This is a genomic window from Ramlibacter sp., from assembly GCF_035627355.1.
Taxonomy (GTDB): Bacteria; Pseudomonadota; Gammaproteobacteria; order Burkholderiales; family Burkholderiaceae_C; genus Ramlibacter.
Genome location: NZ_DASPLW010000010.1, coordinates 71,893 through 97,460, shown reverse-complemented (window position 1 = coordinate 97,460; position 25,568 = coordinate 71,893). Strand labels below are relative to the sequence as shown.

General features: G+C 72.6%; 26 protein-coding genes and 1 pseudogene. 17 read left to right on the top strand and 10 right to left on the bottom strand.

Annotated features, from left to right (window positions below):
* The first annotated feature begins 30 nt into the window (after window positions 1–30).
* Entirely contained in the window at window positions 31–747 is a 717-nt protein-coding gene (locus VEC03_RS04065; RefSeq protein ID WP_324912874.1) for a response regulator transcription factor, read from the top strand.
* The gene (locus tag VEC03_RS04060) at window positions 744–2,834 is read left to right on the top strand and encodes a HAMP domain-containing sensor histidine kinase (protein WP_324912873.1); all 2,091 of its coding nucleotides are present in this window, start codon (window positions 744–746) and stop codon (window positions 2,832–2,834) included. Before VEC03_RS04065 ends, VEC03_RS04060 begins: the two co-directional genes overlap by 4 nt.
* Window positions 2,835–2,840: 6 nt before the next feature.
* Here the strand turns inward: VEC03_RS04060 and VEC03_RS04055 are convergent, their stop codons facing one another.
* Both VEC03_RS04055 and rocF read right to left on the bottom strand, forming a co-directional pair.
* Window positions 2,841–3,137 carry a hypothetical protein gene (locus VEC03_RS04055; protein ID WP_324912872.1) on the bottom strand — a complete coding sequence of 99 codons (297 nt, stop codon included), beginning with the start codon at window positions 3,135–3,137 and terminating at the stop codon, window positions 2,841–2,843.
* A gap of 99 nt (window positions 3,138–3,236) precedes the next feature.
* Complete coding sequence (rocF, locus tag VEC03_RS04050) at window positions 3,237–4,154, bottom strand: arginase (protein ID WP_324912870.1); 918 nt, start codon at window positions 4,152–4,154, stop codon at window positions 3,237–3,239.
* A gap of 89 nt (window positions 4,155–4,243) precedes the next feature.
* Here rocF and VEC03_RS04045 point away from each other — a divergent pair, with 89 nt between their 5' ends.
* Window positions 4,244–5,401, top strand: a complete 1,158-nt coding sequence (locus VEC03_RS04045) for a zinc-dependent alcohol dehydrogenase (protein ID WP_324912869.1) — start codon at window positions 4,244–4,246, stop codon at window positions 5,399–5,401.
* Window positions 5,402–5,411: 10 nt separating this feature from the next.
* On the top strand, window positions 5,412–5,933 hold the full coding sequence (locus VEC03_RS04040; RefSeq protein WP_324912867.1) for a hypothetical protein: 522 nt from the start codon (window positions 5,412–5,414) through the stop codon (window positions 5,931–5,933).
* Between the two features lie 16 nt (window positions 5,934–5,949).
* Here the strand turns inward: VEC03_RS04040 and VEC03_RS04035 are convergent, their stop codons facing one another.
* Window positions 5,950–6,657 (bottom strand): TerC family protein, encoded by a 708-nt coding sequence (locus tag VEC03_RS04035; RefSeq protein WP_324912866.1) that lies wholly within the window; start codon window positions 6,655–6,657, stop codon window positions 5,950–5,952.
* 282 nt (window positions 6,658–6,939) lie between these two features.
* On the opposite strand from VEC03_RS04035, the gene VEC03_RS04030 reads away from it, so the two are divergent.
* Window positions 6,940–8,079, top strand: coding sequence for a YeeE/YedE family protein (locus VEC03_RS04030; protein ID WP_324912865.1), 1,140 nt, complete (start codon window positions 6,940–6,942; stop codon window positions 8,077–8,079).
* Window positions 8,080–8,208: 129 nt separating this feature from the next.
* On the top strand, window positions 8,209–8,562 hold the full coding sequence (locus tag VEC03_RS04025) for a DUF1428 domain-containing protein (RefSeq protein ID WP_324912863.1): 354 nt from the start codon (window positions 8,209–8,211) through the stop codon (window positions 8,560–8,562).
* A gap of 12 nt (window positions 8,563–8,574) precedes the next feature.
* Here the strand turns inward: VEC03_RS04025 and VEC03_RS04020 are convergent, their stop codons facing one another.
* Entirely contained in the window at window positions 8,575–9,582 is a 1,008-nt protein-coding gene (locus VEC03_RS04020) for an asparaginase (protein ID WP_324912862.1), read from the bottom strand.
* A 163-nt stretch (window positions 9,583–9,745) separates the two neighbouring features.
* Between VEC03_RS04020 and VEC03_RS04015 the strand changes: the two genes are divergently transcribed.
* From VEC03_RS04015 to VEC03_RS04000, 4 genes and pseudogenes are all read left to right on the top strand, one after another.
* The gene (locus VEC03_RS04015; RefSeq protein ID WP_324912860.1) at window positions 9,746–10,171 is read left to right on the top strand and encodes an Hsp20/alpha crystallin family protein; all 426 of its coding nucleotides are present in this window, start codon (window positions 9,746–9,748) and stop codon (window positions 10,169–10,171) included.
* Between the two features lie 37 nt (window positions 10,172–10,208).
* Entirely contained in the window at window positions 10,209–11,147 is a 939-nt protein-coding gene (locus VEC03_RS04010; protein WP_324912859.1) for a 1-phosphofructokinase family hexose kinase, read from the top strand.
* Between the two features lie 81 nt (window positions 11,148–11,228).
* A complete protein-coding gene (locus VEC03_RS04005; RefSeq protein WP_324912858.1) occupies window positions 11,229–11,678 on the top strand; it encodes a universal stress protein in 450 nt (149 codons plus the stop codon).
* A gap of 4 nt (window positions 11,679–11,682) precedes the next feature.
* Window positions 11,683–13,509, top strand: a pseudogene (locus VEC03_RS04000) (carboxyl transferase domain-containing protein); the annotation flags it as partial.
* Between the two features lie 15 nt (window positions 13,510–13,524).
* Here the strand turns inward: VEC03_RS04000 and VEC03_RS03995 are convergent.
* On the bottom strand, window positions 13,525–13,929 hold the full coding sequence (locus tag VEC03_RS03995) for a hypothetical protein (RefSeq protein WP_324912856.1): 405 nt from the start codon (window positions 13,927–13,929) through the stop codon (window positions 13,525–13,527).
* A 242-nt stretch (window positions 13,930–14,171) separates the two neighbouring features.
* Between VEC03_RS03995 and VEC03_RS03990 the strand changes: the two genes are divergently transcribed.
* The 3 genes from VEC03_RS03990 to VEC03_RS03980 all read left to right on the top strand — a co-directional run bounded on the left by VEC03_RS03990 (window position 14,172) and on the right by VEC03_RS03980 (window position 17,337).
* Window positions 14,172–15,365 carry an alpha/beta hydrolase gene (locus VEC03_RS03990; RefSeq protein WP_324912855.1) on the top strand — a complete coding sequence of 398 codons (1,194 nt, stop codon included), beginning with the start codon at window positions 14,172–14,174 and terminating at the stop codon, window positions 15,363–15,365.
* Window positions 15,366–15,457: 92 nt separating this feature from the next.
* Window positions 15,458–15,760, top strand: coding sequence for a hypothetical protein (locus VEC03_RS03985; protein WP_324912854.1), 303 nt, complete (start codon window positions 15,458–15,460; stop codon window positions 15,758–15,760).
* A 47-nt stretch (window positions 15,761–15,807) separates the two neighbouring features.
* Entirely contained in the window at window positions 15,808–17,337 is a 1,530-nt protein-coding gene (locus VEC03_RS03980; RefSeq protein WP_324912852.1) for an MFS transporter, read from the top strand.
* A gap of 556 nt (window positions 17,338–17,893) precedes the next feature.
* Here the strand turns inward: VEC03_RS03980 and VEC03_RS03975 are convergent.
* Window positions 17,894–18,868 carry an AEC family transporter gene (locus tag VEC03_RS03975; protein WP_324912851.1) on the bottom strand — a complete coding sequence of 325 codons (975 nt, stop codon included), beginning with the start codon at window positions 18,866–18,868 and terminating at the stop codon, window positions 17,894–17,896.
* Window positions 18,869–18,985: 117 nt separating this feature from the next.
* Here VEC03_RS03975 and VEC03_RS03970 point away from each other — a divergent pair, with 117 nt between their 5' ends.
* From VEC03_RS03970 to VEC03_RS03955, 4 genes are all read left to right on the top strand, one after another.
* Window positions 18,986–21,070 carry an ATP-dependent helicase gene (locus VEC03_RS03970; RefSeq protein ID WP_324912850.1) on the top strand — a complete coding sequence of 695 codons (2,085 nt, stop codon included), beginning with the start codon at window positions 18,986–18,988 and terminating at the stop codon, window positions 21,068–21,070.
* Entirely contained in the window at window positions 21,067–21,465 is a 399-nt protein-coding gene (locus VEC03_RS03965; protein WP_324912848.1) for a hypothetical protein, read from the top strand. Before VEC03_RS03970 ends, VEC03_RS03965 begins: the two co-directional genes overlap by 4 nt.
* 70 nt (window positions 21,466–21,535) lie before the next feature.
* On the top strand, window positions 21,536–21,856 hold the full coding sequence (locus tag VEC03_RS03960; protein ID WP_324912847.1) for an EthD family reductase: 321 nt from the start codon (window positions 21,536–21,538) through the stop codon (window positions 21,854–21,856).
* Between the two features lie 119 nt (window positions 21,857–21,975).
* Window positions 21,976–23,145, top strand: a complete 1,170-nt coding sequence (locus VEC03_RS03955; protein WP_324912846.1) for a phospholipase A — start codon at window positions 21,976–21,978, stop codon at window positions 23,143–23,145.
* Here the strand turns inward: VEC03_RS03955 and VEC03_RS03950 are convergent.
* From VEC03_RS03950 to VEC03_RS03935, 4 genes are read right to left on the bottom strand one after another with little or no spacing between them, the layout of a single operon-like run.
* A complete protein-coding gene (locus VEC03_RS03950; protein ID WP_324912843.1) occupies window positions 23,114–23,743 on the bottom strand; it encodes a lipoyl protein ligase domain-containing protein in 630 nt (209 codons plus the stop codon). The two genes, VEC03_RS03955 and VEC03_RS03950, sit on opposite strands and share 32 nt — an antisense overlap.
* A 28-nt stretch (window positions 23,744–23,771) precedes the next feature.
* The gene (locus VEC03_RS03945; protein ID WP_324912842.1) at window positions 23,772–24,575 is read right to left on the bottom strand and encodes a cytochrome b/b6 domain-containing protein; all 804 of its coding nucleotides are present in this window, start codon (window positions 24,573–24,575) and stop codon (window positions 23,772–23,774) included.
* A 20-nt stretch (window positions 24,576–24,595) separates the two neighbouring features.
* Complete coding sequence (locus tag VEC03_RS03940; RefSeq protein WP_324912841.1) at window positions 24,596–25,102, bottom strand: diheme cytochrome c; 507 nt, start codon at window positions 25,100–25,102, stop codon at window positions 24,596–24,598.
* The gene (locus tag VEC03_RS03935) at window positions 25,099–25,524 is read right to left on the bottom strand and encodes a DUF1924 domain-containing protein (RefSeq protein WP_414708452.1); all 426 of its coding nucleotides are present in this window, start codon (window positions 25,522–25,524) and stop codon (window positions 25,099–25,101) included. Before VEC03_RS03935 ends, VEC03_RS03940 begins: the two co-directional genes overlap by 4 nt.
* Window positions 25,525–25,568 lie beyond the last annotated feature (44 nt).

Sequence of the window (25,568 nt, the reverse complement as noted above, 5' to 3'; positions counted from 1 at the left end):
GCGCGCGGGGGCCCGCCCATAATCCGCCGCATGGCCCGCATCGCCGTCATCGAGGACGATCCGCCCACCAGCGGGCAGCTCGCCGGCTGGATCCGCGCGGCCCACCCGGCGGCGCAGATCGAGCAGTTCTTCACCCGCGACGAGGCCGAAGCCGCGCTGGCGCGCGCCGCCTACGACGTGGTGGTGCTGGACATCGAGCTGGGGCGCGAACGCCATGCCGGCGTGGCCCTGATCAACGCGATCAACAAGCAGGGCCGCGGCACGCCGGTGCTGGTGGTGTCGGCCATGCCGGCCGCGATCTACCGCAGCATCATGAAGGCGCTGGACGCCTGGGACTACCTGCAGAAGACCACCTTCGAGGAGGCCGACTTCGTCGAGACCTTCCTGGAGATCCTGCGGGTGGCGCGCGAGCGCCGCGCCCTCGATTCGACGCCGCAGCACCCCGGCCCGGAGCTCTCGCTCGACCCGCTGTGGCAGCGCACGCCGACCTGGCGCGGCGAGCGCATCAACCTGCCGCTGACCGCCCAGCGCATCCTGGCCACGCTCTACCAGCGGCGCGGCCAGGTGGTCGGCTACGACGAGCTGTTCGAGGTGGTCAAGAGCGGGCGCAACCGCGACAACGTGCGCAAGCACGTGAGCACCATCCGCGACGCCTTCCGCGAGGTCGATCCCGGCTTCGAGGGCATCGAGAACGTGCCCATGCGGGGCTTCCGCTGGGTGGACCCGCCCGCCGCGGGACGGCCATGAAGCTGCCGCTGGGCGCGCGTGACCGGCCGCGCCTGGGGCTGGCCGCCTTCACCCGCCGCATCCTGCTGCGCGGCGTGTTCGCGCTGCTCGTGATCGCCACGCTGGCGCTGGTGCTGGCGCTGCTGCAGGACGAGAAGGAGCGCAGCTACGCCAACTACCAGCGCGGCTTCCATCGCACCCAGGCCGAGCTGATGGCGCGGCTGCGCCACCCGGCCGGGCTGCTGGCCCTGCTCAATCCCGCGGCCGGCGGCGGCGGGCCGGCCTTGCACCCGCTGCTGCTGCCCTATGCGGCGATCGACTTCGACGACCAGAACAAGGCGCAGCAGGCCGTGGAGATGGCCGGCTGCTCGGTGCGCTACCCGGACGGCAGCTCGGTGTGCGTGGCGATCGGCAGCAACCCGTACGCCGGCGGCTTCGTCTACCTGGTGGGCAGCTTCCGGGCCGCCGACCTGGTGCCGCGCGAGCGCGGCATGCTGGACCTGGATGCGGTGCACCGGGCCCAGGTCACGCTGGCGATGCGGGGCGAGACCTGGCGCTGGATCGCGCCCTTCGAGCGGCTCGGCGGCACGCGCTCGCCGCTGGTGCGCGGGCGCCTGACCGGCTTCGTGGACACCGGAGCGCCCACGCTGCCCTCCCATGCGCGGCCGGTGCGCGACTTCCGCGGCTGGCTGTGGCAGGCCGGCGCCTGCGCCGAGGGCGAGCCGCAGCCGGGCTGCGTGCGCAACACCTTCTTCTCGATCCGGCTGCCGGTGCAGGCCTTCAGCGAGGCCCTGTTCGGCGACCAGCGGCCCGTATGGCCGCCGGCCGACCTGGACCGCATCGAGGTGCGCATGCAGGTGCTGGGTCCGGGCTCGGACGAACCGCTGTTCGACACCGCCGCGCCGGGCGCCTCGCCGCCGCCGTCGCTGCAGGACCTGCGCAAGGCGCTGCTGCCGGGCGAGACGCTGAGCATCCGCAAGCTGGGCGCGAAGGACACGCGGCCGCTGGTGCTGCACGGGCGCGACGAATCGGCCGAACCCTCCTCGCCGCTGATCACGCGGCTGGTGCGGCAGCTGCCGGTGAAGGGCACCACCGGGCTGGTGGAGGCGCGCGAGCTGCTGGCCACGCCAGCCGGCCGCTACGAGGTGCTGCTGACCGGCGACGCACGCGGCATCGAGCGCGGCCTGAGCGCGGTGGCGACCCGCATGTCCTGGTACGTGGGCGCCATGCTGGGTGCCATCGTGCTGGCCTGGCTGGTGATCGAGCTCGGGCTGATCCGCCGCATCACCGTGCTCACCCGGCGCGCCGCCGCCGTGTCGCACAACGTGCAGCAGGACGCCCGCGGCGGCGAGCGCATCGGCCAGCTGGACGTGTCGGACCTGCGCGGGCGCGACGAGCTGGGCATCCTGGCCGGCGGCCTGGCCGACCTGCTGCAGCGGGTGAAGGACGACGTGCAGCGCGAGCAGCTGCGGGCGCGCCAGGAGCGCGACATGCTGCAGGCGGTGGGCCACGAGATCCTGTCGCCGCTGCAGTCGCTGATGGTGCTGCACCCGGATCCGGACGACCCGGCGCGGCGCTACGTGCAGCGCATGCAGCACGCGGTGCGCGTGCTGTACGGGCAGGCCTCGCCGAGCGAGGCGCTGGCCGCGGCCGACCTGTCGCTGGCACCGCTGGACCTGGACGAGTTCCTGCGCCACGTGGCGGACAACGCCGCCTTCGCCGGCATCGCCGGCGTGCAGTACGCCGCGCTCGGCCGGCCGGTGGTGGTGCGGGCCGACGGCTTCTCGCTGGAGGACGTGTTCACCCACCTGCTGCGCAATGCCGACCGGCACCGCACGGCCGGCACGCCGATCGCCATCGGCCTGTCGGTCGCCGACGGGCAGGCGCTGGTGCGCATCCACAACCAGGGGCCGCCGATCGCGCCGCAGCTGCTGGACAAGGTGTTCGACTACGGCGTCAGCGACGCGGCACCCGACGGATCCGGCGGTCGCCGCGGCCAGGGGCTGTTCGTCGCCCGCACCTACCTCGCCAAGATGGGCGGAAGCATCCGGGCCGCCAACGAGGACGGCGGCGTGGCGATGGAACTGGCCTTGCCGCTGGGCGCCTGAGGCGGGTCAGCGCGCGGGCCGCTGCGCCGGCTTGCTGCGCGGCGGCGCCGGGGCTGCGGGGTGGGCGGACGGCGCGGGCGGCGCACCCATCGCCGCCGTGTCGGGCGCCGGCGCAGCGGCGGTGGTCGGCGGCGGCAGCGGGATGGCCGCAGCCGCGGGATCGGGTTCGCGCTTCCAGTCCAGGCTCAGGGCCAGCGCCAGCACGAACAGCGCGTGGGCGACCAGGGCCACGGGCAGCCCGCGCAGGATCTCGCGCTGCCGCCGGGGCGGATCGAGATCCTGGTGGTCGAGGGTGGGGTCCATCGCGGGCTCCTGCAACCCTCCAGCCTAGGCCCGGGCCGGGGCGAGCGAGCCCGGCCGTCACACTTTGCGGCCGACGTGACGCGGCCGATACGGCGCTGCTCAGCGCGCCAGCGTGGAGGCGCCGAACAGGCTGCGCACGAACTCCACCGCCAGCTCGGCCGTGCGGTTGCGCACATCCAGCGCCGGGTTGATCTCCACCACGTCCAGCGAGCCCAGCCGGCCGGTGTCGGCGATCATCTCCATGCACAGCTGCATCTCGCGGTAGGTCGGGCCGCCGCGCACGCCGGTGCCCACGCCGGGCGCCTCCATCGGGTCCAGGCAGTCGAGGTCGAAGCTCACGTGCAGGTGGGTGTCCTCGTGCACGTCCGACAGCACCTCGGCCATGGTGGTGCGCATGCCGTGCTCGTCGAGGTGGCGCATGTCGAACACCTGCAGGCCGAGCTGCCGGATGGCCTCCTTCTCGTCGGCATCGACGCTGCGGATGCCGATGAAGTCGATCTGTTCCGGGCCGATCGCGGCCGGCTCGCCACTCCAGCCCACCAGCGCCTTGGGTCCGTGGCCCAGCAGGCAGGCCACCGGCATGCCGTGCAGGTTGCCGCTGGGGCTGATGGCCTCGGTGTTGACGTCGGTGTGGGCGTCCAGCCAGACCACCCGCAGCTGCTGGCCCCTGGCCCGGCAGTGGCGGGCCACGGCGCTGATGGAGCCGATCGCCAGGCAGTGGTCGCCGCCCATGAGCATCGGCACCTGGCCCTCGGCCAGCGCCTGCTCGACCGCGCCGTAGACGCTCCAGTTCCAGGCCACCACCTCGTCCAGGTGGCGCAACCCGCCTTGCGGGGGCGCCCACGGATTGGGCGGGCCGGACAGGTTGCCGCGATCCACCACCTCCAGCCGGTGCGCGCGCAGCGCCTCGGTGATGCCGGCCACCCGCAGCGCATCCGGTCCCATGCCGGCGCCGCGCACGCTGGCCCCGACGTCGGTGGGTGCGCCGATGAGGCAGACGGTGCGCGGCGCGTTCATGGCGCGATTGTCGGGCCGATGGCGGCAGCCGTGGGGCAATTGCGCGGCACGGGACTTGCCCGCTGGGGGAGACCCATGAAAGGAACCCCATGCTGGCCATGAACTACCGCGGTCCCTACCGCGTGCGCGTGTCGCACAAGCCCGAGCCCGAGATCGAGCACCCGCAGGACGCGATCGTGCGCGTCACGCGATCCTGCATCTGCGGTTCGGACCTGCACCTGTACCACGGCCTGGTGCCGGACACGCGGGTGGGCATGACCTTCGGCCACGAGTTCACCGGCATCGTCGAAGAGATCGGTCCGGAAGTGCGCAACCTGAAGAAGGGCGACCCCGTGCTGGTGCCGTTCAACATCTTCTGCGGCACCTGCTACTACTGCCGCAAGGAGCTGTACGGCAACTGCCACAACACCAACCCCGGCTCCACCACCGTGGGCGGCGTCTATGGCTACTCGCACACCGCGGGCGGCTACGACGGCGGGCAGGCGCAGTACGTGCGCGTGCCCATGGCCGACGTCGGCCCGACCGTGATCCCGGAGGACATCGCGCTGGACGACGCGGTGCTGCTGACCGACGTGTTCCCCACCGGCTACCAGGCCGCGGAGATGGGCGACATCGGCGAAGGCGACACGGTGGTGGTGTTCGGCGCCGGGCCGGTGGGCCTGATGGCGGCCAAGTCGGCCTGGCTGCTGGGCGCTGGCCGGGTGATCGTGGTGGATCACGTCGAATACCGGCTGGACTTCGCCCGCCGCTTCGCGCATGCCGAGGTGGTGGACTTCCGCTACGTGGACGACATGGCGATCCACCTCAAGCGCATGACCGACTGGCTGGGCGCCGACGTGTGCATCGACGCGGTGGGCGCCGAGGCGGCCGGCAGCGCCCTGCAGCGGCTGACCGGGGTGCGCCTGAAGACGCAGGCCGGCTCCGCCACCGCGCTGCACTGGGCGATCAACTCGGTGCGCAAGGGCGGCACCGTGTCCATCGTCGGCGTGTACGGCCCGACCTTCAACTTCGTGCCGATCGGCAACGTGGTCAACAAGGGGCTGACGATCCGGGCCAACCAGGCCAGCGTCAAGCGCCACCTGCCGCGGCTGGTCGAGCACATCCGCGCCGGCCGGGTGCGGCCCAGCGAGATCATCAGCCACCGCATCCCGCTGGAGGAGGTGGCCGACGCCTACCACCTGTTCTCCAGCAAGCTGGACCACTGCATCAAGACGGTGCTGATCCCCCCGGGCGTCCCGGTGCACTGAAGGAGCGGCCATGACCGACGTGACCTACACCGAAGCCACCGACCCCGAGACGCGCCGTCAGGACGGCCGCCACGTGCCCGGCTGGGGCGCCGACCTGGACCCGGCCGACCGGCCGGCCTACCCGAAGGAACGCACGCCACCGCGGCTGGACAACGTGCACTGGCAGTCGCCGGCGGCCCAGCGCAACCGCCACGGCATCGTCGTCCTGCACTCCAACGAACGGCCCGGGCTGACGCCGATCTACGGCACCAGCACGCCGCCGCGCGGCCTGTCGGGCCTGCTGCGGCGGCTGGCGTTCCGCTACAGCGAGAACGACCTGCGCCACTGGCTGGTGCTGCTGGCGGCCGACCGGGTGAACGTGGGCGAGGGGCTGCTGGACGACCTGGCGCACGGCCACCTGCCCAACCTCTATCGCGAGATGGGCGGGCCGGCGGAATGGCGCCACAACCGCACCGGGCTCATGAAGAAGGCACTGGTGGCCGGCATGGTGGCCGGCGTGGCGGTGTACCTGCTGCGGCGGCGCGGCAGGTGACGCCGCCGCGCGGTGCTCAGGCCGCTTCCGACCCGGCCGGGCGGCGCGCGGCCAGTCCCTTGCCCAGGGCCAGCACCAGCAGCGCGCCGGCGATGGCGAAGCCGTACTCCCAGGCCTTGGAGTCGGGCAGGTGCTCGTGCAGCGCCGGGTCGGTGAAGATCATGTGGCCCGCGATCCAGCCCAGCAGCATGCCGCCCAGGGTGATGATGATCGGGAAGCGGTCCATCAGCTTGAGCACCAGCTGGCTGCCCGCCACGATGATCGGGATGCTGACGATCAGGCCGAAGATCACCAGGAAGATCTGGTGCTGGCCGGCGTTCTCGGCGGCGCCGGCGATGGCCAGCACGTTGTCCACGCTCATCACCAGGTCGGCCACGATCACGGTCTTCACCGCGCTCCACAGCTTGTCGCTGGAGGCGATGTTGGCGTGCTCGTCGTCCTCCTCCGGCGGCAGCAGCAGCTTGACCCCGATCCACACCAGCAGCAGGCCGCCCACGACCTTCAGGTAGGGAATGGCCAGCAGGGCCAGCGCGAAGGCGATCAGGATGACGCGCAGGACGATGGCCCCTGCGGTCCCGTAGATGATGCCCAGCTTGCGCTGCTGCTTGGGCAGCCCGCGGCAGGCCAGCGCGATCACCACCGCGTTGTCGCCGCCCAGCAGGATGTCGATGAGGATGATCTGGCCGACGGCGATCCAGAACGCGGGGGTCAGGAACTCGAGCATGGATGGGCTTGGTTGTTCTCGCGCGATCGCGGGGGATCGCACGTGGGCGGCGGGGCCGCACGGACGGGCCTCCGATGCGGAGGCCACCCCGGATTATCCGCGCTTGCCGCCGCGGCCTCCTGCGGCAACCACGTAGCCCTGCCGCGGGCGCGGACGAAGCGGTCGCCGCACCGCTGGGCCTGGCCCTGCGCCGTAGCGGCAGCAGCAGGGCATTGGCGCCCCGGCCAGCAGCCTCCGGTCGCGTTGTTTATCATCGCCGCCCACCCCTGCCCGCCCCTCCCCATGGAAGTCACGCCCGAGACCCTCACGCTCCTGACCCGGCTGGTGGTCTGGGGGGCGCTGCCGCTGGGCATGGCCTTCGGCGCCGTGGCGCAGGCCACGCGCTTCTGCGTGCGCGGCGGCATCGCCGACTGGGTGACCTTCCGCGGCCCCTCGCGCCTGTTCGCCTGGCTGCTGGCGGTGGCCGTCGGCGCCGTGCTGCTGCAGGCGATGATCGCCGCCGGCGCCTTCGACGCCACGCGCGCGCTGGCCTGGAGCGAGCGCCTGACCTGGTTCTCGGCGCTGGCCGGCGGCCTGCTGTTCGGCGTCGGCATGATGCTGGCCCCCGGCTGCCCGCAGCGCTGCCTGGTCAAGGCCGGCCAGGGCGACCTGAACGCGTGGATTACGCTGGCGGTGGTGGCGGTCGTTTCCATCATGACCATCCGCGGCATCCTGGCCGTGCCGCGCACCGCCCTGTTCGACAGCCTGTCGGTCACGCTGTCGGGGCCGCAGGACCTGGGCTCCCTGGTCGGCGCCGCCCTGGGCGTGTCGGCGACCGCGGTGCGGGCCGGCTTCGCCGTGCTGCTGGCGCTGGCCGTCGGCGGGGTGGCCCTGCGCATGCGCGGCCGGCTGGAGCCAGGCGCCTGGGTCGGCGGCGCCGGCGTGGGCCTGCTGGTGGCCGTGGCCTTCTGGCTCACCGGCCGCGTGGGCTTCGTGGCCGAGCACCCCGAGACGCTGGATGCCGCCTGGCTGGGCACCCAGGGTCGGCGGCCGGAAGGGCTGTCGTTCGTGGCGCCGCTGGCCCACAGCCTGGACCTGCTGACCCTGTGGACCGACCGCAACACGGTCGCCACCTTCGGCGTGATGCTGGTGGCCGGCATGGTGCTGGGCAGCCACCTGAGCGCGCGCTGGCGCGGCGACTGGCGGCTGGAGACGCCGCGCACGCCGCGCGAACTGCTCACCAACGTCGTCGCCGGCGTGCTGATGGGCTTCGGCGGCGTCACCGCGCTGGGCTGCTCGGTCGGCAATGGCATCACCGGCGCCGCCCTGCTGTCGGCCGGCTCGCTGCTGGCGGTGATCGGCATGGTGGCCGGCGCGCTGGGCGTGCTGTGGTGGCAGCAGCGCAGCGACGAGGCTGCGCAGGCGAACGCCGCGGCCGCCTGAAGTCCTCCCGGCCGCGCCACGCGCCACGCGCCACGCGCGGCGAGCGGCGGATGTCGATTCCGCCTACTCTCCTTCGTCATGTCCTTGCGGGGCGCTCTGTGCCGCCCCGCCCATCGAAGGAGAGTCCGGATGAACTACGTGGATGGATTCGTGCTCGCGGTCCCGACCGCGGACCGGGAGACCTACCGGCGCCACGCGCAGGCCGCGGCCGCCGTGTTCAAGGAGAACGGGGCCCTGGCCGTGGTCGAGTGCTGGGGCGACGACGTGCCCGAGGGCAAGCTGACTTCGTTCCCCATGGCCGTCCAGCGCAAGGACGACGAGACCGTGGTCTTCTCCTGGATCACGTGGCCGTCCCGTGCCGTGCGGGACGAGGGCATGAAGCGGGCCATGGAGGATCCCCGGTTGCAGCCGGAGACCAACCCGATGCCGTTCGACGGCAAGCGGCTCATCTACGGCGGATTCGAGGTGATCGTCGACGCCTGAGCGGCGGGCGGATCAGCCGCCGCGCTGCAGGCGGAAAACCGCGCGCCGCTCGCCGACCGGCGCGCCGCGCACGCTGCGGACCACCTCGGCCAGCCAGGGCCGCAGCTGCTCGCGCTGGCGCTCGTCCAGCCAGCCGAGCTGGTCCATGGCGGCCACGGTCGCGGCCGTCACCGCCAGCTTGCTGCCGTCGGTCACCTTCACCGCGATGGCCTCGCCGCGGCTGATGCTGGCGATCGCCTGCACGCCGTCGGCACCGCCCTTGCTCACCCAGTCGCCGCGGCCGGCCTGCATGAAGGCCAGGTCGCTCCGCCCGGTGCCGGACACCAGTTCCGGATGGGCCCGCATGGCTTGCGCCAGCGGCCCGAAGCTGGCGCCGAACTCACCGTCCGCGTCGCCACTGGCCAGCCGCGCGTAGGCGCGCGCGAGGCTGGACAGCGGCAGCGCGTAGTTGGGCGCCGAGCAGCCGTCCGTGCCACTCCTCATCTGCTCCGCCGGCAGCCCGGCCACGCGGGCCACCGCGTGCCGCACGGCCTGCTGCAGCGGGTGGCCGGGGTCGAGGTAGCTGTCCAGCGGGTGGCCCTGCTGCACGCACCAGGCCAGGAAGCCGGCGTGCTTGCCGCTGCAGTTGTGGTGGCGCTCGTCGACCTGTTCGGGTGCGGGCCCGACGCCATCGCCGACGTAGATCGGCACGTGGCAGCCGCACTGCAGCACCCGGTGCTCCAGGCCCGCGCTGGCCAGCATGCCCTGCACCACCTGCACGTGCATGGGCTCGCCACTGTGGCTGGCGCACAGCAGGGCCAGCTGCCGTTCGCCGAAGCCGAAGTGCGCCGGACCGCCGGCCTGCACGAAGGGCAGGGCCTGGAAGGGCTTGAGGGTGGAGCGCGTGAAGCTCAGCCAGTGCGGATCGCCTGCGTGCGCCAGCACCCGGCCGCGGGCGTCGCAGACCGCCACGGCACCGAAGTGCCGGCACTCCAGCGTGCCGCCGCGCAGGGTGTCGACCAGGGGCACGAACTCGGGCATCGACGGATTGTCGCGCGGGCGCCTGCCGCGCCAGCTCGGCGCAAGGCCTGGCCTACGCGCGATGCAGACCGGGCTGGCTGGACCGCGAAGGACAGCGGCAGAAGCATCGGGGCGGCGCCGGCGGGTGCCGGCGTGTTCACCGACAAGCCAAGGAGCAACCACCATGAGCAACCTGCGCGTGCTGGATCCGGCATTCAGCGATCCCTTCGACTCGGCCTTCCGCCGCTTCTTCGCGCCCATGCACCCCGATGACAACCAGCCGCTGCGCATGCGCATCGACGTCAACGAGAACGACCAGGCCTACCAGGTCAAGGCCGACCTGCCGGGCGTGCGCAAGGAGGACATCCACGTGCGGGTGGACGGCAACGTGGTGCGCATCGATGCCGAGTGCAAGAGCGAGAAGGAGACCCGGGGCGAGGGCGACAAGGTGCTGCGCAGCGAGCGCTACTACGGCAGCCTCTCGCGCAGCTTCAGCCTGGCCAACGACATCGACGACAGCAAGGTGGAGGCGAAGTACGCCGATGGCGTGCTGAGCCTGCAGCTGCCCAAGAAGGCCCCGGCCGCCGCCCGCAAGATCACCGTGACCTGACCCGCAGCGGCGTGCCGGCGCGCACGACAATCCGCGCATGGCCGCCATCGTGACGCTCACGCTGAACCCCGCGCTCGACCTCTCCACCCGCACCGAGCGCGTGGTCGATGCGCACAAGCTGCGCTGCGCGCAGCCGCGCTTCGACCCGGGCGGCGGCGGCATCAACGTGGCGCGCGTGCTGCGCCGGCTCGGCGCCGACGTGAGCGCCGTGTTCCCCTGCGGCGGCCCGACCGGCGACCGGCTGCGCGCGCTGGTGGCGGCCGAAGGCGTGCCGGTGCACTGCATAGGCATCGCCGGAGAGACGCGCGAGAGCTTCACCGTCAACGAGACCGCGACCGGGCGCGAGTACCGCTTCGTGCTGCCGGGGCCCGAGCTGGCGGAGCGCGACTGGCGCGCGTGCCTCGACGCGCTGGCCGCCTTCTCGCCGGCGCCGCGCTGGATCGTCGCCAGCGGCAGCCTGGCGCCGGGCGTGCCGCTGGCGTTCCAGCAGGAACTCGCGGCGGTGGCGCGGCGCCTGGGCAGCCGGCTGGCGGTGGACACCTCGGGGCCCGCGCTGCCGGCCGCGTTCGAGGCCGGGCTGACGCTGGCCAAGCCCAGCCTGTCGGAATTGCGCGCCCTGGCCGGCGAACCGCTGGCCGGCGAAGCGGACTGGCTGCGCGCGGCCCGCGCCCTGATCGCCCGCGGGCAGGCCGAGATCATCGCCGTCTCGCTGGGCGCGCAAGGCGCGCTGCTGGTCACGCGCGAGCAGGCGCTGCGCGCGCCGGGGCTGGCGGTGGACGTGGCCGGCACGGTGGGCGCGGGCGACAGCTTCCTGGCCGGCCTGGTGGCCGCGCTGGAGCGCTCCAGCGACCTCACCGATGCACTCGCCACCGCCATGGCGGCCGGCAGCGCCGCGCTGCTGGGTGGCGGCACCCGGCTGGCGCAGCCGGAGGACATCGCGCGGCTGCGCGCCCAGGTGCAGGTGCGGCCGGCCTGAGCGTCCGGCCGGCGACGGCAGGGGCGCCGCGCGGCCGATATGCTCGGAGCCGCGGCTCGTCCGCTTTGCAGGAGGTTCCCCATGCCCAACTACCAACGCATCCTCGTTCCCGTCGACGGCAGCGCCACCGCACTGCAGGCGCTGGCCACCGCCATCGAGTTCGCCCGCGCCTCGGGCGGCCGGCTGCTGGCGGTGCACGCGGTGGAGGAACTGGCCTTCGTCGCCGGCATGGACTACTCGGGCCAGCTCATCACGGTGGCGCGCGAAGCCGGCGAGAAGTCGCTGCAGGAAGCCGCCCAGCGCGCCCGCGAGGCGGGTGTCGAGGTCGAGACCCGGCTGCTGGAGCACAACGCGCGCCGCCTCGGCGAATCGATCGCGCACTGCGCGCAGGAGTGGCAGGCCGACCTGATCGTGGTCGGCACCCATGGCCGGCGCGGCATGGGCCGCCTGCTGCTGGGCAGCGGGGCCGAGCAGATCATCCGCCTCGCGACCGCGCCGGTGCTGGTGATCCGCGCCAGCGACGTCGACTGAGCGGCCGATGACGGCGCTGCGCGCACCCCTGCAGGCCCAGGTCGTGCAATGGCTGGTCGAGCCCGGCGCGGTGGCGCGCGAGGGCGAGGTCGTGCTGGTGCTGGAAGCCATGAAAATGGAGCACGAGCTGCGCTCGCCGGCCACGCTGCGCGTGCGCGAGCTGCTGTTCGCGCCCGGCGAGACCGTCAATGCCGGCGACGTGCTCTGGACCGCCGAGCCGCACGCGGGCGAGCACCCGCACGACGAGCGCACCGACGCGCACCGCAGCGGCCCCGATGCCGCCGCGATCCGGCCCGACCTGCAGCGCGTGATCGATCGCCATGCGCTGACGCTGGACGAGAGCCGGCCCGAAGCAGTGGCGCGCCGGCATGCGGCGGGCCTGCGCACCGCGCGCGAGAACATCGCCGACCTGTGCGACGCCGGCAGCTTCGACGAATACGGCGCGCTGGCCGTGGCCGCGCAAAGCAGCCGACGCAGCGAGGACGACCTGCAGCGCAACACGCCGGCCGACGGCATGGTCACCGGCGTCGGCAGCGTCAATGGCCGGTGGTTCGGGCCGCAGCGCGCACGCAACGTGGTGATGGCCTACGACGCCACCGTGCTGGCCGGCACCCAGGGTTTCCGCAACCACCAGAAGACCGACCGGCTGCTGGAGCTGGCGCTGCGCCACCGCTGGCCGGTGGTGCTGTTCGCCGAGGGCGGCGGCGGCCGGCCCGGCGACACCGACCTGGCCATCGTGGCGGGCCTGCACGTGCCCACCTTCGCCCGCTTCGCGCGCCTGAACGGCGAGGTGCCGACCATCGCCATCGCGGCCGGCCGCTGCTTCGCCGGCAACGCCGCCCTGCTGGGCTGCTGCGACCTGGTGATCGCCACCCGCGGCGCCAACATCGGCATGGGCGGGCCGGCGATGGTGGAGGGCGGCGGGCTGGGCCGCTTCCCGCCGGAGGCGATCGGGCCGGCCGAGGACCAGTACCGCAACGGCGTGCTGGACCTGCTGGTCGACGACGAGGCGCAGGCGGTGCAGGCGGCGCGGCAGTACCTCTCGTACTTCCAGGGCGCGATCCCCGAGTGGGAAGCGCCCGACACCCTGGTGCTGCGCCAGGTGGTGCCGGAGAACCGGCTGCGCGCCTACGACACGCGCGCGGCGCTGCACGGCATCGCCGACAAGGGCTCGGTGCTGGAGTTGCGCGCGGGCTTCGGCGTGGGCATCCACACCGGTCTGGCGCGCATCGAGGGCCGTCCGCTCGGCTGGATGGCCAGCAACCCGGCGCACCTGGGCGGCGCGATCGACGCCGATGCGGCGGACAAGGCGGCGCGCTTCATGCAGCTGTGCAACGCGCACGGGCTGCCGATGCTCAGCCTGGTCGACACGCCCGGCTTCATGGTGGGACCCGAGATCGAGCGGCAAGCGCAGGTGCGGCACGTCAGCCGCATGTTCGTCGCCGCGTCGCACCTGGCAGTGCCCTTCTTCGCCGTGGTGCTGCGCAAGGGCTATGGGCTGGGTGCGATGGCGATGGCCGCCGGCGGCTTCCACTGCCCCGAGTTCACGATCGCCTGGCCGACCGGCGAGTTCGGCGGCATGGGACTGGAAGGGGCGGTGAAGCTGGGTTACCGCAAGGAACTGGAAGCGCAGCCCGAAGGGCCGCAGCGCGAGGCGTTGTACCAGCAGCTGCTGGCGCGCCATTACGAGAACGGGCAGGCGCTGCGCATGGCGCAGACGCTGGAGATCGATGCCGTGATCGACCCGGCGCGCACGCGCGACTGGCTCGCGCGTGCGCTGGCATCGACGCCGGCCGCCACGAAGGTGCGGCGGCCGGTCGACGCCTGGTAGGAACGCCGCGTACTCTTACTGCTTCTCGCCCGCCTTGGCCTGCTGCTCCTTGTCGTCCGGCGTGTTGACCGTGACCTTGGGCACCTCGATGGTCTTCTTCTCGGCGTTCACGTCCACGTCCGGCACCGTGACCTGCTTCTGCGTGGTGCCGACATCCACGTCGGGCGTCTTCACGTTGTAGTTGGGCAGGTCCATCTTGCCTTCCTGGGTCTTCTGCACGTCCACCTTGGGCAGCTGGACGTTGCCCTCCTCGGTCTTGCGCACGTCGTACTTCGGCAGGTCCACCTTGGCTTCCTGCGTCTTGTCCACGTCGTACTTGGGCAGGGCGACGTTGCCCTCGTCGGTCTTCTGCACGTCGCAGGCGGCCAGTCCCAGGGCGGCCGTGGTCACGAGCGCGGCGGTCAGTGTGGTCTTGAACATGTCGAAACTCCCGATGCTTGAAAAAAATGATGAGAAGCGGAGCGCGGCCGCGGGCCGCAAGTCCTGGAGCCATTCTGGGCAGCGGGACCTGGGCCGGGGTGTAGGAACGCGGCGGCGGGGGATGTGCGGCCGTGCCTCGGCGCACGGCCCGGGGCCGGCAGGCCGATTTGTCACCCTCCTCCTACGCGCCGTGCGGACATCCCCTCCTAGGATGCCTGCAGCACGGGACCGGGAGGACAGCCATGGCCAGCCCCACATCGCCAGCCAACGACGCATGGCCGCGCCACGCGGCGGCCGCGGTGCGCGACCTGCGCGGCGGCGTGCGGCTGGCGATGGACGGCGTGCGGCTGGGCATAGACCGCGTCGAGGCCGCGCACGACCGCATGGCCCGCATCGACCCGCCGGTGCGCGGCACGCGCATCCTGCGGCCCACCACCGGCTGGGGCGCGGCCTTCTACCACGGGCTGCGCGGCACGGCGGGCCTGGCCGGCGGTGCCATGGACCTGGTGCTCGCCTCCGTGCAGGCCTCGCTGGCGGATCCGCCGCGGGAGCGGGCGCCGGCCGAGCCCTCGCCCACGCGCGAAGCGGTGCTCGCCGTCCTCAATGCGCTGGCCGGCGAGCACCTGCACCGCACCGACAACCCGCTGGCGATCGCCACCCGGCTGCAGCGACCGGCCGGCACGGCCACGTCGCGCGTGCTGGTGCTGGCGCACGATTTCGGCCTCGACGACCTGCACTGGAACCGCCACGGCCACGGCCAGGCCCGCGCACTGGCCGAGGCCCTCAAAACCACCCCGGTCCATGCGCAATACAACACCGGCCGGCCGGTGGCCGCGCTCGGGCGCGAGCTGGCGGCCGAACTGCAGGCACTGCTGTCGCACTGGCCAGAGCCCCTGCAGGACGTGGTGCTGCTCGGACACGGGATGGGTGGACTGGTGCTGCGCAGCGCGCTGCACCACGCCGGCCGCACCGGCATGACCTGGCCGGCCCGCGTCGGCCATGCGGTCTTCCTCGGCACGCCGCACGGCGGCGCCGAGCCGCAGCAGGTGCTCGCCTGGCTGGCCCGCCTCGGCGCCGGCCGCGCCGCGGCACTGCTGCCGCTGGGGCGCCTGGCGCGGCACCGCAGCGCCGGCATGGACGACGTGATCCACGGCAACGTGCTGGCGGTCGATTCGCGCACCGGGACGAGTGCGCCCGCCGACAGTGCGGCCGGCCTGCCGCCCACGCTGCGCACCTACGCCGTGGCCGGCGCGATCGGTGACGGCAGCAGCGACGGACTGGTGTCCGTGGCCAGTGCCCTGGGTCGTGAACCGGGTCCGCACGGAACCCTGCCGCTGGCCGACGAACACCGCTGGGTCGCGCAGGGCGTGGACCACATGGGCTTGCTTTCAAGCGATGCCGTCTTTCGCACGATGCAGCAATGGCTGTCGGCCTGAGAGGCGGCGCTCGCACATGGGGGTAGGCCGGTCGCTGACAGCGGGCCCGCGGGGCGCGCCGCACACTGGCTCCAACTTGTGGAGTGCGTGCGATGTCCTATCTTCCCCGAGCCCAGGAGCAGATGAACGGCGACCTGCTGGTGCCCGAAACGACCAAGCTCTTCCTGCACCGCGTGGTGCGCGACCTCAAAGACCACCTGGCGCGCAGCGGCTCGCCGGAGCTGGAGACCGTCAGCCTGAACGCGCTGGAGACGGCGCTCGGCCCCTGCCTGGAGCCCCTGCCCGAGGTGCGCGAGATGCTGGACCTGCCCGACCCCGAGACGGAGCAGCGCGGCCGCAACCTGCTGAAGGCGCTGCACGGCGACGGCGCGGCGCGCCTGCACGGCCTAGGCTGACGCGGGCGTCCCGGCGCGTCGCGGGCGCAGGGGGCGCCCGCTGACCGATGCTGCGCCCCGTCTCCCACATCACGCCGGAGCAGCTCGAGTCCGGCCAGCGCGCGCTGGTGCAGGACCTGGCCTGGGCCAGCCTGTGCGGCGCGTTCTCCGGCGGCGTGATCCTGGTCGCCTTCGCGCTGACCCTGGGCGCCACGCCGCTGCAAGTCGGCCTACTCGCGGCCATCCCCTTCCTCACGCAGGCCTCGCAGCTGCCGGCCACGCTGCTGATCGAGAAGGTGCGGCTGCGCCGGCGCATCGGCGTGCTGTCGATCACCGCGGCGCGGGTGGTGGTGCTGGCGATGGCGCTGCTGCCGCTGATGCCGCCCCACGGGCCGGTGCTGCTGTCGCTGATCGCGGCCCAGGTGCTGATCTCCACCTTCAATGCGGTCGGCGGCTGCGCGATCAACTCCTGGCTGCACCAGCTGATCCCGCACGAGCGGCTGGGCAACTTCTTCTCGCGGCGCCTCTTCTTCGGGACCGCGCTGGCCTGCGTCGGCACGCTGGCGGCCGGCCAGCTGGTGGACAGCGCACCGTTCGGCAACCCGAAGTACGCCTACGCAGCGGCGTTCGCGATCGCCGGCATCGCCGGCTTCATCAGTTCCTGGCACCTGGGGCGCGCGCCGGAGCCGGCCATGCCGTCCGGCGCGCCGCCGGGCCGCGCCTGGGAGCGCCTGCGCCGGCCGTTCCGCGATCCCAACTTCCGCCGCCTGCTGGTGTTCCTGTCGGCATGGACCATCGCGTCCAATTTCGCGGCGCCCTTCCTGACCGTCTACCTGATCGAGCAGCGCGGCTACGCGATCGGGACGGTGACCAGCCTGTGGGTGACCAGCCAGGTCGGCAACGCGCTGACCCTGTATCTCTGGGGCCGGCTGTCGGACCGGCTGTCCAACAAGGGCGTGCTGGCGGTGGTGCTGCCGGTGCACTTCGCCTGCGTGCTGGCGCTGGTGTTCGTCGATGCGCTGGACAAGGCGCAATGGCAGCTGGGCGTGCTCTATGCCATCCACCTGGTGATGGGCATCGCCACCGGCGGCATCGCGCTCGCCACCGGCAACCTGGGCCTGAAGCTCGCGCCGCAAGGTGAAGGCACGGCCTACCTGGCCGCGATCGGCCTCGCCTCGGCGGTGGCCGGCGGCCTCGCGCCCGTGCTGGCCGGTGCGCTGGCCCAGGCCTTCCAGACCAGCGAGCTGTCGGCCGTGGTGCGCTGGCAGTCGCCGGGGCAGTGGAAGGAGCTCGGCATCTTCAGCTTCGCTCACTGGGAGTTCCTGTTCGGGATCTCGGCGCTGCTGGGCCTGTACGTGATCCACGCGCTGTACCGCATCGAGGAAGGCCGCGAGGTCAGCGAGCGCCAGGTGGTGCAGGCCTTCGTGCTGGAGGCGCGGCGCTCGCTCAACAACCTGTCCTCGGTCGCCTTCGGCGGCCTGTTCCCCTTCGAGCGCCTGAACGAGCGGCGCAAATGGTGGCGCGCCGAACGCCGCCGCCTGCGCGAGCCGCCGCGCTGGCCGGAGCAGCGCAGTTTCGACCGGCGGCAACGGGCTTAGGGGATTCCGCACCGCTGTCTGGGGACCAACGGGTCGCAGCGGTGGTTTGAATTCGCATGTCATCCCCGCGAAGGCGGGGATCCAGGGCTCCCGCATCCGGCAGCGCGCAAGGCGCGCGCATCGAAGGCTGCCGAGTCGAGGCCGGGGGGCGCGGCGGGCGGCGCCGGACGGTGCTTCATGGTGGAGCGGCCCCTGCGCGCTGGCGCTTGCAGGGGCTTCCCGCGAAATGTCTCCGGCCTGGGGCGGGCGGCATAACTCGCTGCGCTCCTTCGTCGCGCTGCTCAAACAGATGCCGCCAGTCAGAGCACGGTCGCGCGCCTGCGGCGCGCTGCCCCAGTCCGGAGCCATTTCGCGGCGCCCCACAAATCAGCCCCGCCCGGCACCGCCCGCCGCGAGAAACGCTCTGCGGGTGCGAGCACGGTATGAGCACCTGGTCGATGCGAACGATTCCCACAGAGCAGTGGGAGGAGCCGCGAATCCCGCCTTCTGCTGTTCTTTCGCAGACGAGGCGCTTCGCGTTGCCTGGCTCCTCCGCATGCGCGGAGGATGGCGAATTTCACCCCCGCGGCCCCACCAACGCCACGGCCGCCGAGAAGGTGAGGAACGCCGCCGCCGTCGTCAGCAGGATGATGCGGGCGATGCGGCCGTTGTCGGCCTCGAAGCGTTCGGCCAGCAGGGACACGTTGCTGGCGCTGGGCAGGGCGGCCACCAGCACCATCACCGACAGCGTGAAGCGGTCCAGCGGCAGGCCCAGCGCGATGGCGGCCTGGCCGGCCGCCAGCACCAGCAGCGGGTGCACCAGCAGCTTGGCCACCGCGACCGGCACGAAGTCGCGCGCCGGCATCGGGCCATGCTCCGCCGCGGCCGCGACGATCTGCGAGCGCGCCAGCACCGAGCCGATGGTGAACAGCGCGACCGGCGAGGCGGCGGCGGCCAGCAGCGAGATGGTGGCCATCACCGGCTGGATCGGCCGCACGCCCAGGCCCGAGGACAGCGCGCCCAGCGCGATCGACCAGGGCATCGGGTTCAGCGCCATCCCGCGCAGGGCCTTGCGTGCGGCAGCAGACGCGCCGTGTTCGTCGGCCCCGTCCAGCCGCGACAGCGCGATGCACAGCGAGCTGGTGATCACCAGGTCGATCAGGATGGTCAGGATGGCCGGGCCGGCCGCCGTCGCGCCCAGCAGCGCGACCAGCAGCGGCACGCCCATGAAGCCCGTGTTGGGGAAGGCCGCCACCAGCGCGCCGAAGGCGGCGTCGTTCCACCGGATCCGCTCGTTCAGGCTGAATCTCACGGTGCCGGCCACCATCAGCAGCGCGCAGGCCAGGTAGACCGTGAAGGCCACCGGGTCCAGCATCTGGCCCAGGGGCGTGCCGGCGCCGAACTCGTACAGCATGGCCGGCAGCGCGAAGTACAGGACGAAGGCATTGAGCCCGCCGATCGCCTCCAGCGGCAGCAGGCGCCAGCGCGCGGCCAGGTAGCCGCACAGCACCAGGGCGAAGAACGGGAAGGTGACCCTCAGGACGTCGAGCACGCGGCGTATTGTCCGTGCAACCCGGTGCGGTCTTTTTGCCGCCGGGCGTCCGGGGCCGGCGCTTATGATGCCCCGCTTTCCCTTCGCGCCGCACGGCGCCCGCAGTACCTCCCCCGAATGTCCGGCCTCAACCTCGCCCAGCAGGAAGCAGTCAACTACATGCACGGGCCCTGCCTGGTGCTGGCCGGGGCCGGCTCCGGCAAGACGCGCGTGATCACGCACAAGGTCGCGCGGTTGATCCAGTCGGGCGTGGAAGCGCGCCGCATCCTGGCCATCACCTTCACCAACAAGGCCGCCGCCGAGATGCGCGAGCGCGCCAGGGGGCTGATCGGGCGCGACGCCAGGGAAGTGGTGATCTGCACCTTCCACGCGCTGGGCGTGCGGCTGCTGCGGCAGGACGGCGCGGTGCTGGGGCTCAAGCCGCAGTTCTCCATCCTGGACACCGACGACGTCACCGCCATCCTGAAGGACGCGGGCGGCACCAGCGACGCCGCCACCGCGCGCCAGTGGCAGTGGGCGATCAGCCTGTGGAAGAACATGGGCCTGGACGCGGCCCAGGCCGAGGCGCAGGCCAAGGACGACCACGAGAAAGTGACCGCGCGCATCATGGCGCGCTACCAGGAGCGGCTCACCGCCTACCAGGGCGTGGACTTCGACGACCTGATCGGGTTGCCGCTCAAGCTGCTGCGCGACCACGCCGAGGTCCGCGCCAAATGGCAGCAGCACCTGGGCCACGTGCTGGTCGACGAGTACCAGGACACCAACGCCACCCAGTACGAGCTGCTCAAGCTGCTGGTGGGCGAGCGCGGGCGCTTCACCGCGGTGGGCGACGACGACCAGTCGATCTACGGCTGGCGCGGCGCCACGCTGGACAACCTCAAGCGCCTGCCGCAGGACTGGCCGCAGCTGAAGGTGGTCAAGCTGGAGCAGAACTACCGATCCACCGGCGCCATCCTGCGCGCCGCCAACAACGTCATCCAGCCCAACCCCAAGCTGTTCCCCAAGACGCTGTTCTCCGAGCTGGGCGAGGGCGAGCCGGTGCGGGTGGTGGACTGCGACAACGAGGAGCACGAGGCCGAGCGCGTCGTCGCCCGCATCCAGTCGATCCGCGCCAACGGGCTGGGCAAGGACTGGAAGGACTTCGCCGTGCTGTACCGGGCCAACCACCAGGCCCGAATCTTCGAGCAGGCGCTGCGCAAGGCGCAGATCCCCTACAAGGTCTCGGGCGGCCAGAGCTTCTTCGACCGCGCCGAGATCCGCGACCTGTGCGCCTGGCTGCGGCTCTGGGTGAACAACGACGACGACCCGGCCTTCCTGCGCGCCGTCACCACGCCCAAGCGCGGCATAGGCCACACCACGCTCGCGAACCTGGGCGTGTTCGCGAGCAAGTACAAGTTGTCGCTGTTCGAGGCCCTGTTCTCCTCCTCGCTCGGCTCGGTGCTGCCGACCAAGGCGGTGGGCAGCCTGCACGAGTTCGGGCGCTACGTGAACGACCTCGAGTACCGCGCCCGCCACACCCTGGGCGCCGAGGATGCCAAGGCCTTCCTCGCCGACTGGCTGAAGGACATCGGCTACGAGAAGCACCTGTACGACAGCGAGGACAGCGAGAAGCTCGCCGCCGCACGCTGGACCAACGTGCTGGAGTTCTGCGACTGGATGGCCGGGCGCTGCGGCGGCGAGATCGACGACACGGCCGGTGTCGCGCTGGCCGGCGAGAAGAAAAGCCTGCTGGAGGTCGCGCAGACCATCTCCCTGCTGTCCACCCTGTCCGAGCGCGAGCAAGACCAGGACGTGGTGACGCTGTCCACGCTGCACGCCGCCAAGGGCCTGGAGTGGCCGCACGTGATGCTGGTCGGCTGCGTGGAGGGCCTGCTGCCCTTCAAGCTGGGCGACGACGACAACCCGAGCGGCCGTGCCGACGGACCCATGAGCGAGAGCCTCGTGCAGCGGCTGCAGGAGGAACGCCGCCTGATGTACGTGGGCATCACGCGCGCCCAGCGCTCGCTGGCGGTGAGCTGGACCAAGCGGCGCAAGAAGGGCCGCGAAGTGGTCGCCGCGCAGCCGAGCCGTTTCATCGCCGAAATGGCGCTGGACACGGCCACGGTGAAGGAAGACCCGCGCGAGAAGCTCAAGGCGCTGCGCGCCGAGTTCGCGCGCAAGAGCGCGGCCAGCGCAGCAGCCGCTGCGGCGGGCACGCCATGAAGGCGCTGCTGGCGGGCCTGCTGCTGGCCGGCGCGTCCGCAGTCGCGGGTGCGGAGCCCTGCCCGCAGCCGGTCGACGTCACGCAGGCCGACCTGCTCGGGCTCTGGCACGCCGAATTCGACGGCCTGGCGCAGGGCGCCACGCTGCTGCTGGAGCGCCACCCGGAGTACGCCCAGAGCCTGCGCGGCGGCATCAACCGCAACGGCGAGCGCGGGCTGGTGGCCGCGGACATCGAGGATGGCGCGCTCACGCTGGAGGAATCCGCCGACGGCCGGCGCATCGACGCCACCTGGCTGGGCGAGGTGGTCGAGGGCTCGTGCGGGCGCGAGATCCGCGGCACCTGGCTGCCGCGGGACGAGGACGCGGCGCGGAGCTTCGTGCTGCGCAAGCGGTAGCCGGAATGTCCCGCCTGGCGGGTCCGACGGCGGCAGTATGCTGGCCGCCAGCCACGCAGCAGGAGCCGCCATGATCAAGTTCAACGTGCTGTATCCGTATTCCGAGGGTATGCGTTTCGACCACGCCTACTACCGCGACAAGCACATGCCGATGGTGGCCGCGCTCCTGGGCGAGGCCTGCCGGGGCTACACGGTGGATCGCGGGCTGGCCGGCGGGGCGCCGGGCGCGCCGCCGCCGTTCGCGGCCGCCTGCAGCGTCTTCGCCGACTCCGCGGAGCAGCTGCAGGCCGCCCTCGCGCCGCATGCCGCGGAAATCATGGGCGACATTTCGAACTACACGGACGCCAAGCCAGTGATCTGGATCAGCGACGCGGTGGTCGATCGCGCCTGAGCGGCGCCGGCGGTGGCCCTCGCGGCCGGCTGCCACGATGCGCAAGGCTGTAGCGCCTTGATACGCAAGCGCGGCGGTTCGCGGCGGGATGGCGGCCGGCTTGCGGCTAGCATCGCCCGATGCCTGTTTTCCTCACGCGCGGGGCCGCCGGCCTCGTGTTCGCGTCGCTGGCGGCGCAGGCGCAACCCACTTCCCCGCAAGACTGGCAAGCCTGCACCGCAGTAGCCGATCCCGCGGCGCGCCTGGCCTGTTTCGACGGCTGGTCGCGCGGCCAGACCGGCGCCAGCGCCACCACCAACGCCCCGCCTGCGTCCGATCCGGCCGCACCCGGGCCGACGGCACCGGCAGCGGCCGCCGCGGCCGAAGCGCCGCCCGAGCCGCCGGTGCGATCGGCGCCCGGCACCCGCATCGGCCTGCGCCTGACCCGGCTGGAAGGCTGCCGCGATCCCCGCTATTCGTCGATGTCGCGCTTCTGGGAGCTGGAGCCCGGTGCCGATTGCGGCACCTTCGGCCTGCGCGGCTACCGGCCGATCAGCATCGACGTGGTCACCTCCGACAGCGTGAACCGCCGCCCGACCTCCGACAACCCGCTCAACACCGCAACGACCGAGGTGGACTACCGCAACACCGAGCTGCGGCTGCAGCTGTCGGTGCGCACCAAGATTGCCAAGGGCCTGCTGGTGCACGACGAGGACGAGACGGATTCGCTCTGGCTGGGCTACACCCAGCAGTCGTACTGGCAGCTGTTCACGCCCGGCCTGTCGCGGCCCTTCCGCAACACCGACCACGAGCCGGAGATCATGTACGTGGCGCCGGTGCAGTCGGCGCTGCCGGGGCAGTGGCGCCTGCGCTATGCCGGCGTGGGCGCGGCGCACCAGTCCAACGGCCAGTCGCTGCCGCTGTCGCGCAGCTGGAACCGCACCTACCTGATGGCCGGCGCGGAGAACGGCGCGCTGCAGTTGCACGGGCGGATCTGGCGCCGCGCGGCCGAAGGCGGCACCGACGACAACCCCGCCGTCAGCGACTGGCTGGGCCGCGCCGAACTGCAGGCGATCTGGTCGGCCGATGCCGACAACCTGTGGTCGGTCACGGCCCGCCATTCGCTGCAGCGGCCAGGCCGCGGTTCGATCCGGGTCGAGTGGTTCCGTGCGTTGGCCGACAAGGGCACCGGCTCGTCCAGCGGCCTGCAGCTGCACACGCAGCTGTTCTCCGGCTACGGCGACAGCCTGCTGGACTACAACCGCCGGCGCACGACCTTCAGCGTGGGGCTGAGCCTGGTGGACTGGTGATAGCGGCCGGCGCGACATCGGCGGCCGATCCCAGTTTCTCGCGCAACGTGCGCAGCCAATCGGACGCAAGGACTTCGCGGCCCAGGCATTCCTGCGCGGAGGTGGCCTGGGCGCGCAGTTCGGCCGCGTCGTCCGCGGGGCGGCCCAGCACCTCGCACAGCTGCTCCCAGGGCGGCGCGAACAGCAGGGTGCCCGAGGACAGGTAGATGTTCTGGCGGCGCCAGGTCTGGGCGATGCCGGCCAGCTTGCGACCCTGCACCAGCACCTCGCCCGGGCCGAGGCCGGCGAAGCAGGACCAATGCGAGGTGGTCCGGCCTTCGTGCAGCACGGCGCCCTCGATGCCCTGCTCGCGCAGCCAGTCCAGGTGCAGCTGGCCGAACCAGCGCGCCGCTTCGGCCGGACCCTTGGCCGCCACCGGATGCGGGCGCGGCAGCCGCAGCATCGCTTCCAGCATCCAGGGTCCGGTCAGCACCGCACCGCCGCCGCTGGCGCGGCGCTGCACCCGCAGCACCGGGTGGGTGGACAGGCCGCGCTGACTGCGGCCGAGGACGACGGCGGGCACCAGGCCCACGCACGCCCAGAGGCGTGCGGGCTTCATGCGCGGTCGGGCGAGGAGGCTATCGGCATCACACGAGTATCGACCGAACCGGGGCCGGCCGCACCGGCGCGCGCACCCGTTCGCCGTCATCCTCGCCACCATGGCGGCGCTGGCGATGCTCGTCGCCGCGCCATGCCTTGGACGGCAGCAGCCCGTTGGGCGCCTGCTGCCACTCCCAGCTGCCATAGGCCAGCACGGCCGCCAGCAGCAGCAGCGCGAGGCCGGCGCGGTTCTTCTTCGCCAGGTCGGGGCCGCGTCCCGGCAGGCGCCCGGTCAGCATGGGCAGCGCCTGGTTCTGGCGCCGCAGCAGGCTCAGCAGGGCGAGCAGCGCCAGGTGCGCGAACACCACCGTCAGCATCGTGTTGGCGAAGAACTCGTGGATCTCCTCCAGCCATTCGCCGTCGGCCCACTCGTGGTCCGTGGCATAGCCGCTCAGGACGAGCGGCGGCACCAGCGCCAGCATCAGCACGATCGCCAGCGGGCCCAGCAGGTTCTGCCCCTGCCGCCAGTTGGCGCCGGCCAGCCGCGTCGCGACCGCCGATCGCAGCCACTGCGGCGCGGCCGCGAGCCGGCGCCAGGTCAGGCTCAAGCGGGCGTGGCGCGGTCCCACCAGGCCGTAGACGATGCGGAACGCCAGCAGGCCCGCCATCGTGTAGCCGAGCACCACGTGCAGGGCGCGCCAGCGCTCGCCGTCGCCGGTCAGCCAGGCGCCGGCGAAGCTGAGCGCGAACAGCCAGTGGAACATGCGGGTGGGGGCATCCACGACGCGGCGGCTGGGCGCCGGCGCCGGGGTCGATGCACCGGCCGCGAGGGTGGTGGGGGAAGAGGTCATGGCAACAGCTCCTTGGGAAGTCACTCGTCGAAGGCACGCCGCGAACGGGCGTCGAGGCCGGCCGGCACGCGCAGGCGGTCGTCGTCGAACTCGCCCTGCTCGGCACGGCCGTGGCAGGCCGCGCAATTGGCGGCACTCCGGATGCTGGGCAGCTTCCAGGCGCTCGGTGCTATGCGCCGGTGCTTGTGCTCGAACCAGGCCGAGCGCGTGATGCGGTCCTGCGGCGGCTCCTCGCGCACCCGCTTCCAGGTGCCGGCGTGCGCCACCAGCCAGCCGGACAGCTGCTGCACCGTGGCCTCATCCAGCGAGGCATCGGTGCCGTAGTGATCGTCCAGCCCGGACACCATCCGCAGCCAGGAGCGCGCCGGCAGCGCACCGGGCGGGAAGGCCAGGTGGCAACTGCCGCACTCGGCGGCATAGGCCGGCGGCACCTGCGCCGGCATGCGCCGGCCGCCGTCGGCCTGCGCGGCGAAGGGCGCCGCAGAGAGCAGCAGCGCGCCGGCGACGAAAGCAAGGACGCGGCTCATGGCTGGAGCCCCTGCAGGAAGGCCAGCACGTCGGCCTTTTCCCGGGCGCTGCATTCGCGCTCCAGCACGTCGCGGCAATTGCGGCGGAACCACTTCTCCACCTTGGCCGTGTCGGTGAAGGACTTGGGATTGAACGCGGGCGCGAGCGGCGCGATGGTCTTGCCGGTGCTCTCGTGGCGGCCATTCGTGGTCGGCGGGTTGCCGTGGCAGGAGGCACAGGACCACTCGCCGCCGTGCCGGCTGGTGAAGAACACGCGACCGGCGGCGGCGTCGCCGGGCTGGCCGGCCTGGGCGCTCCAGCGCAGCAGCTGCTGGGCGGCCGAAGTGTCCGCCGCACGCGCCGCGGGGCCTGCCGCTGCCATCAGCAGCAAGAGGGCCCAGGGCAGCGCGCCGGCGGCGACATCGCGGAGACGGGGGGACATGCGGCTTCCTTTCATCGAATGGCCGCCATGGTGCGAAGCCGCGC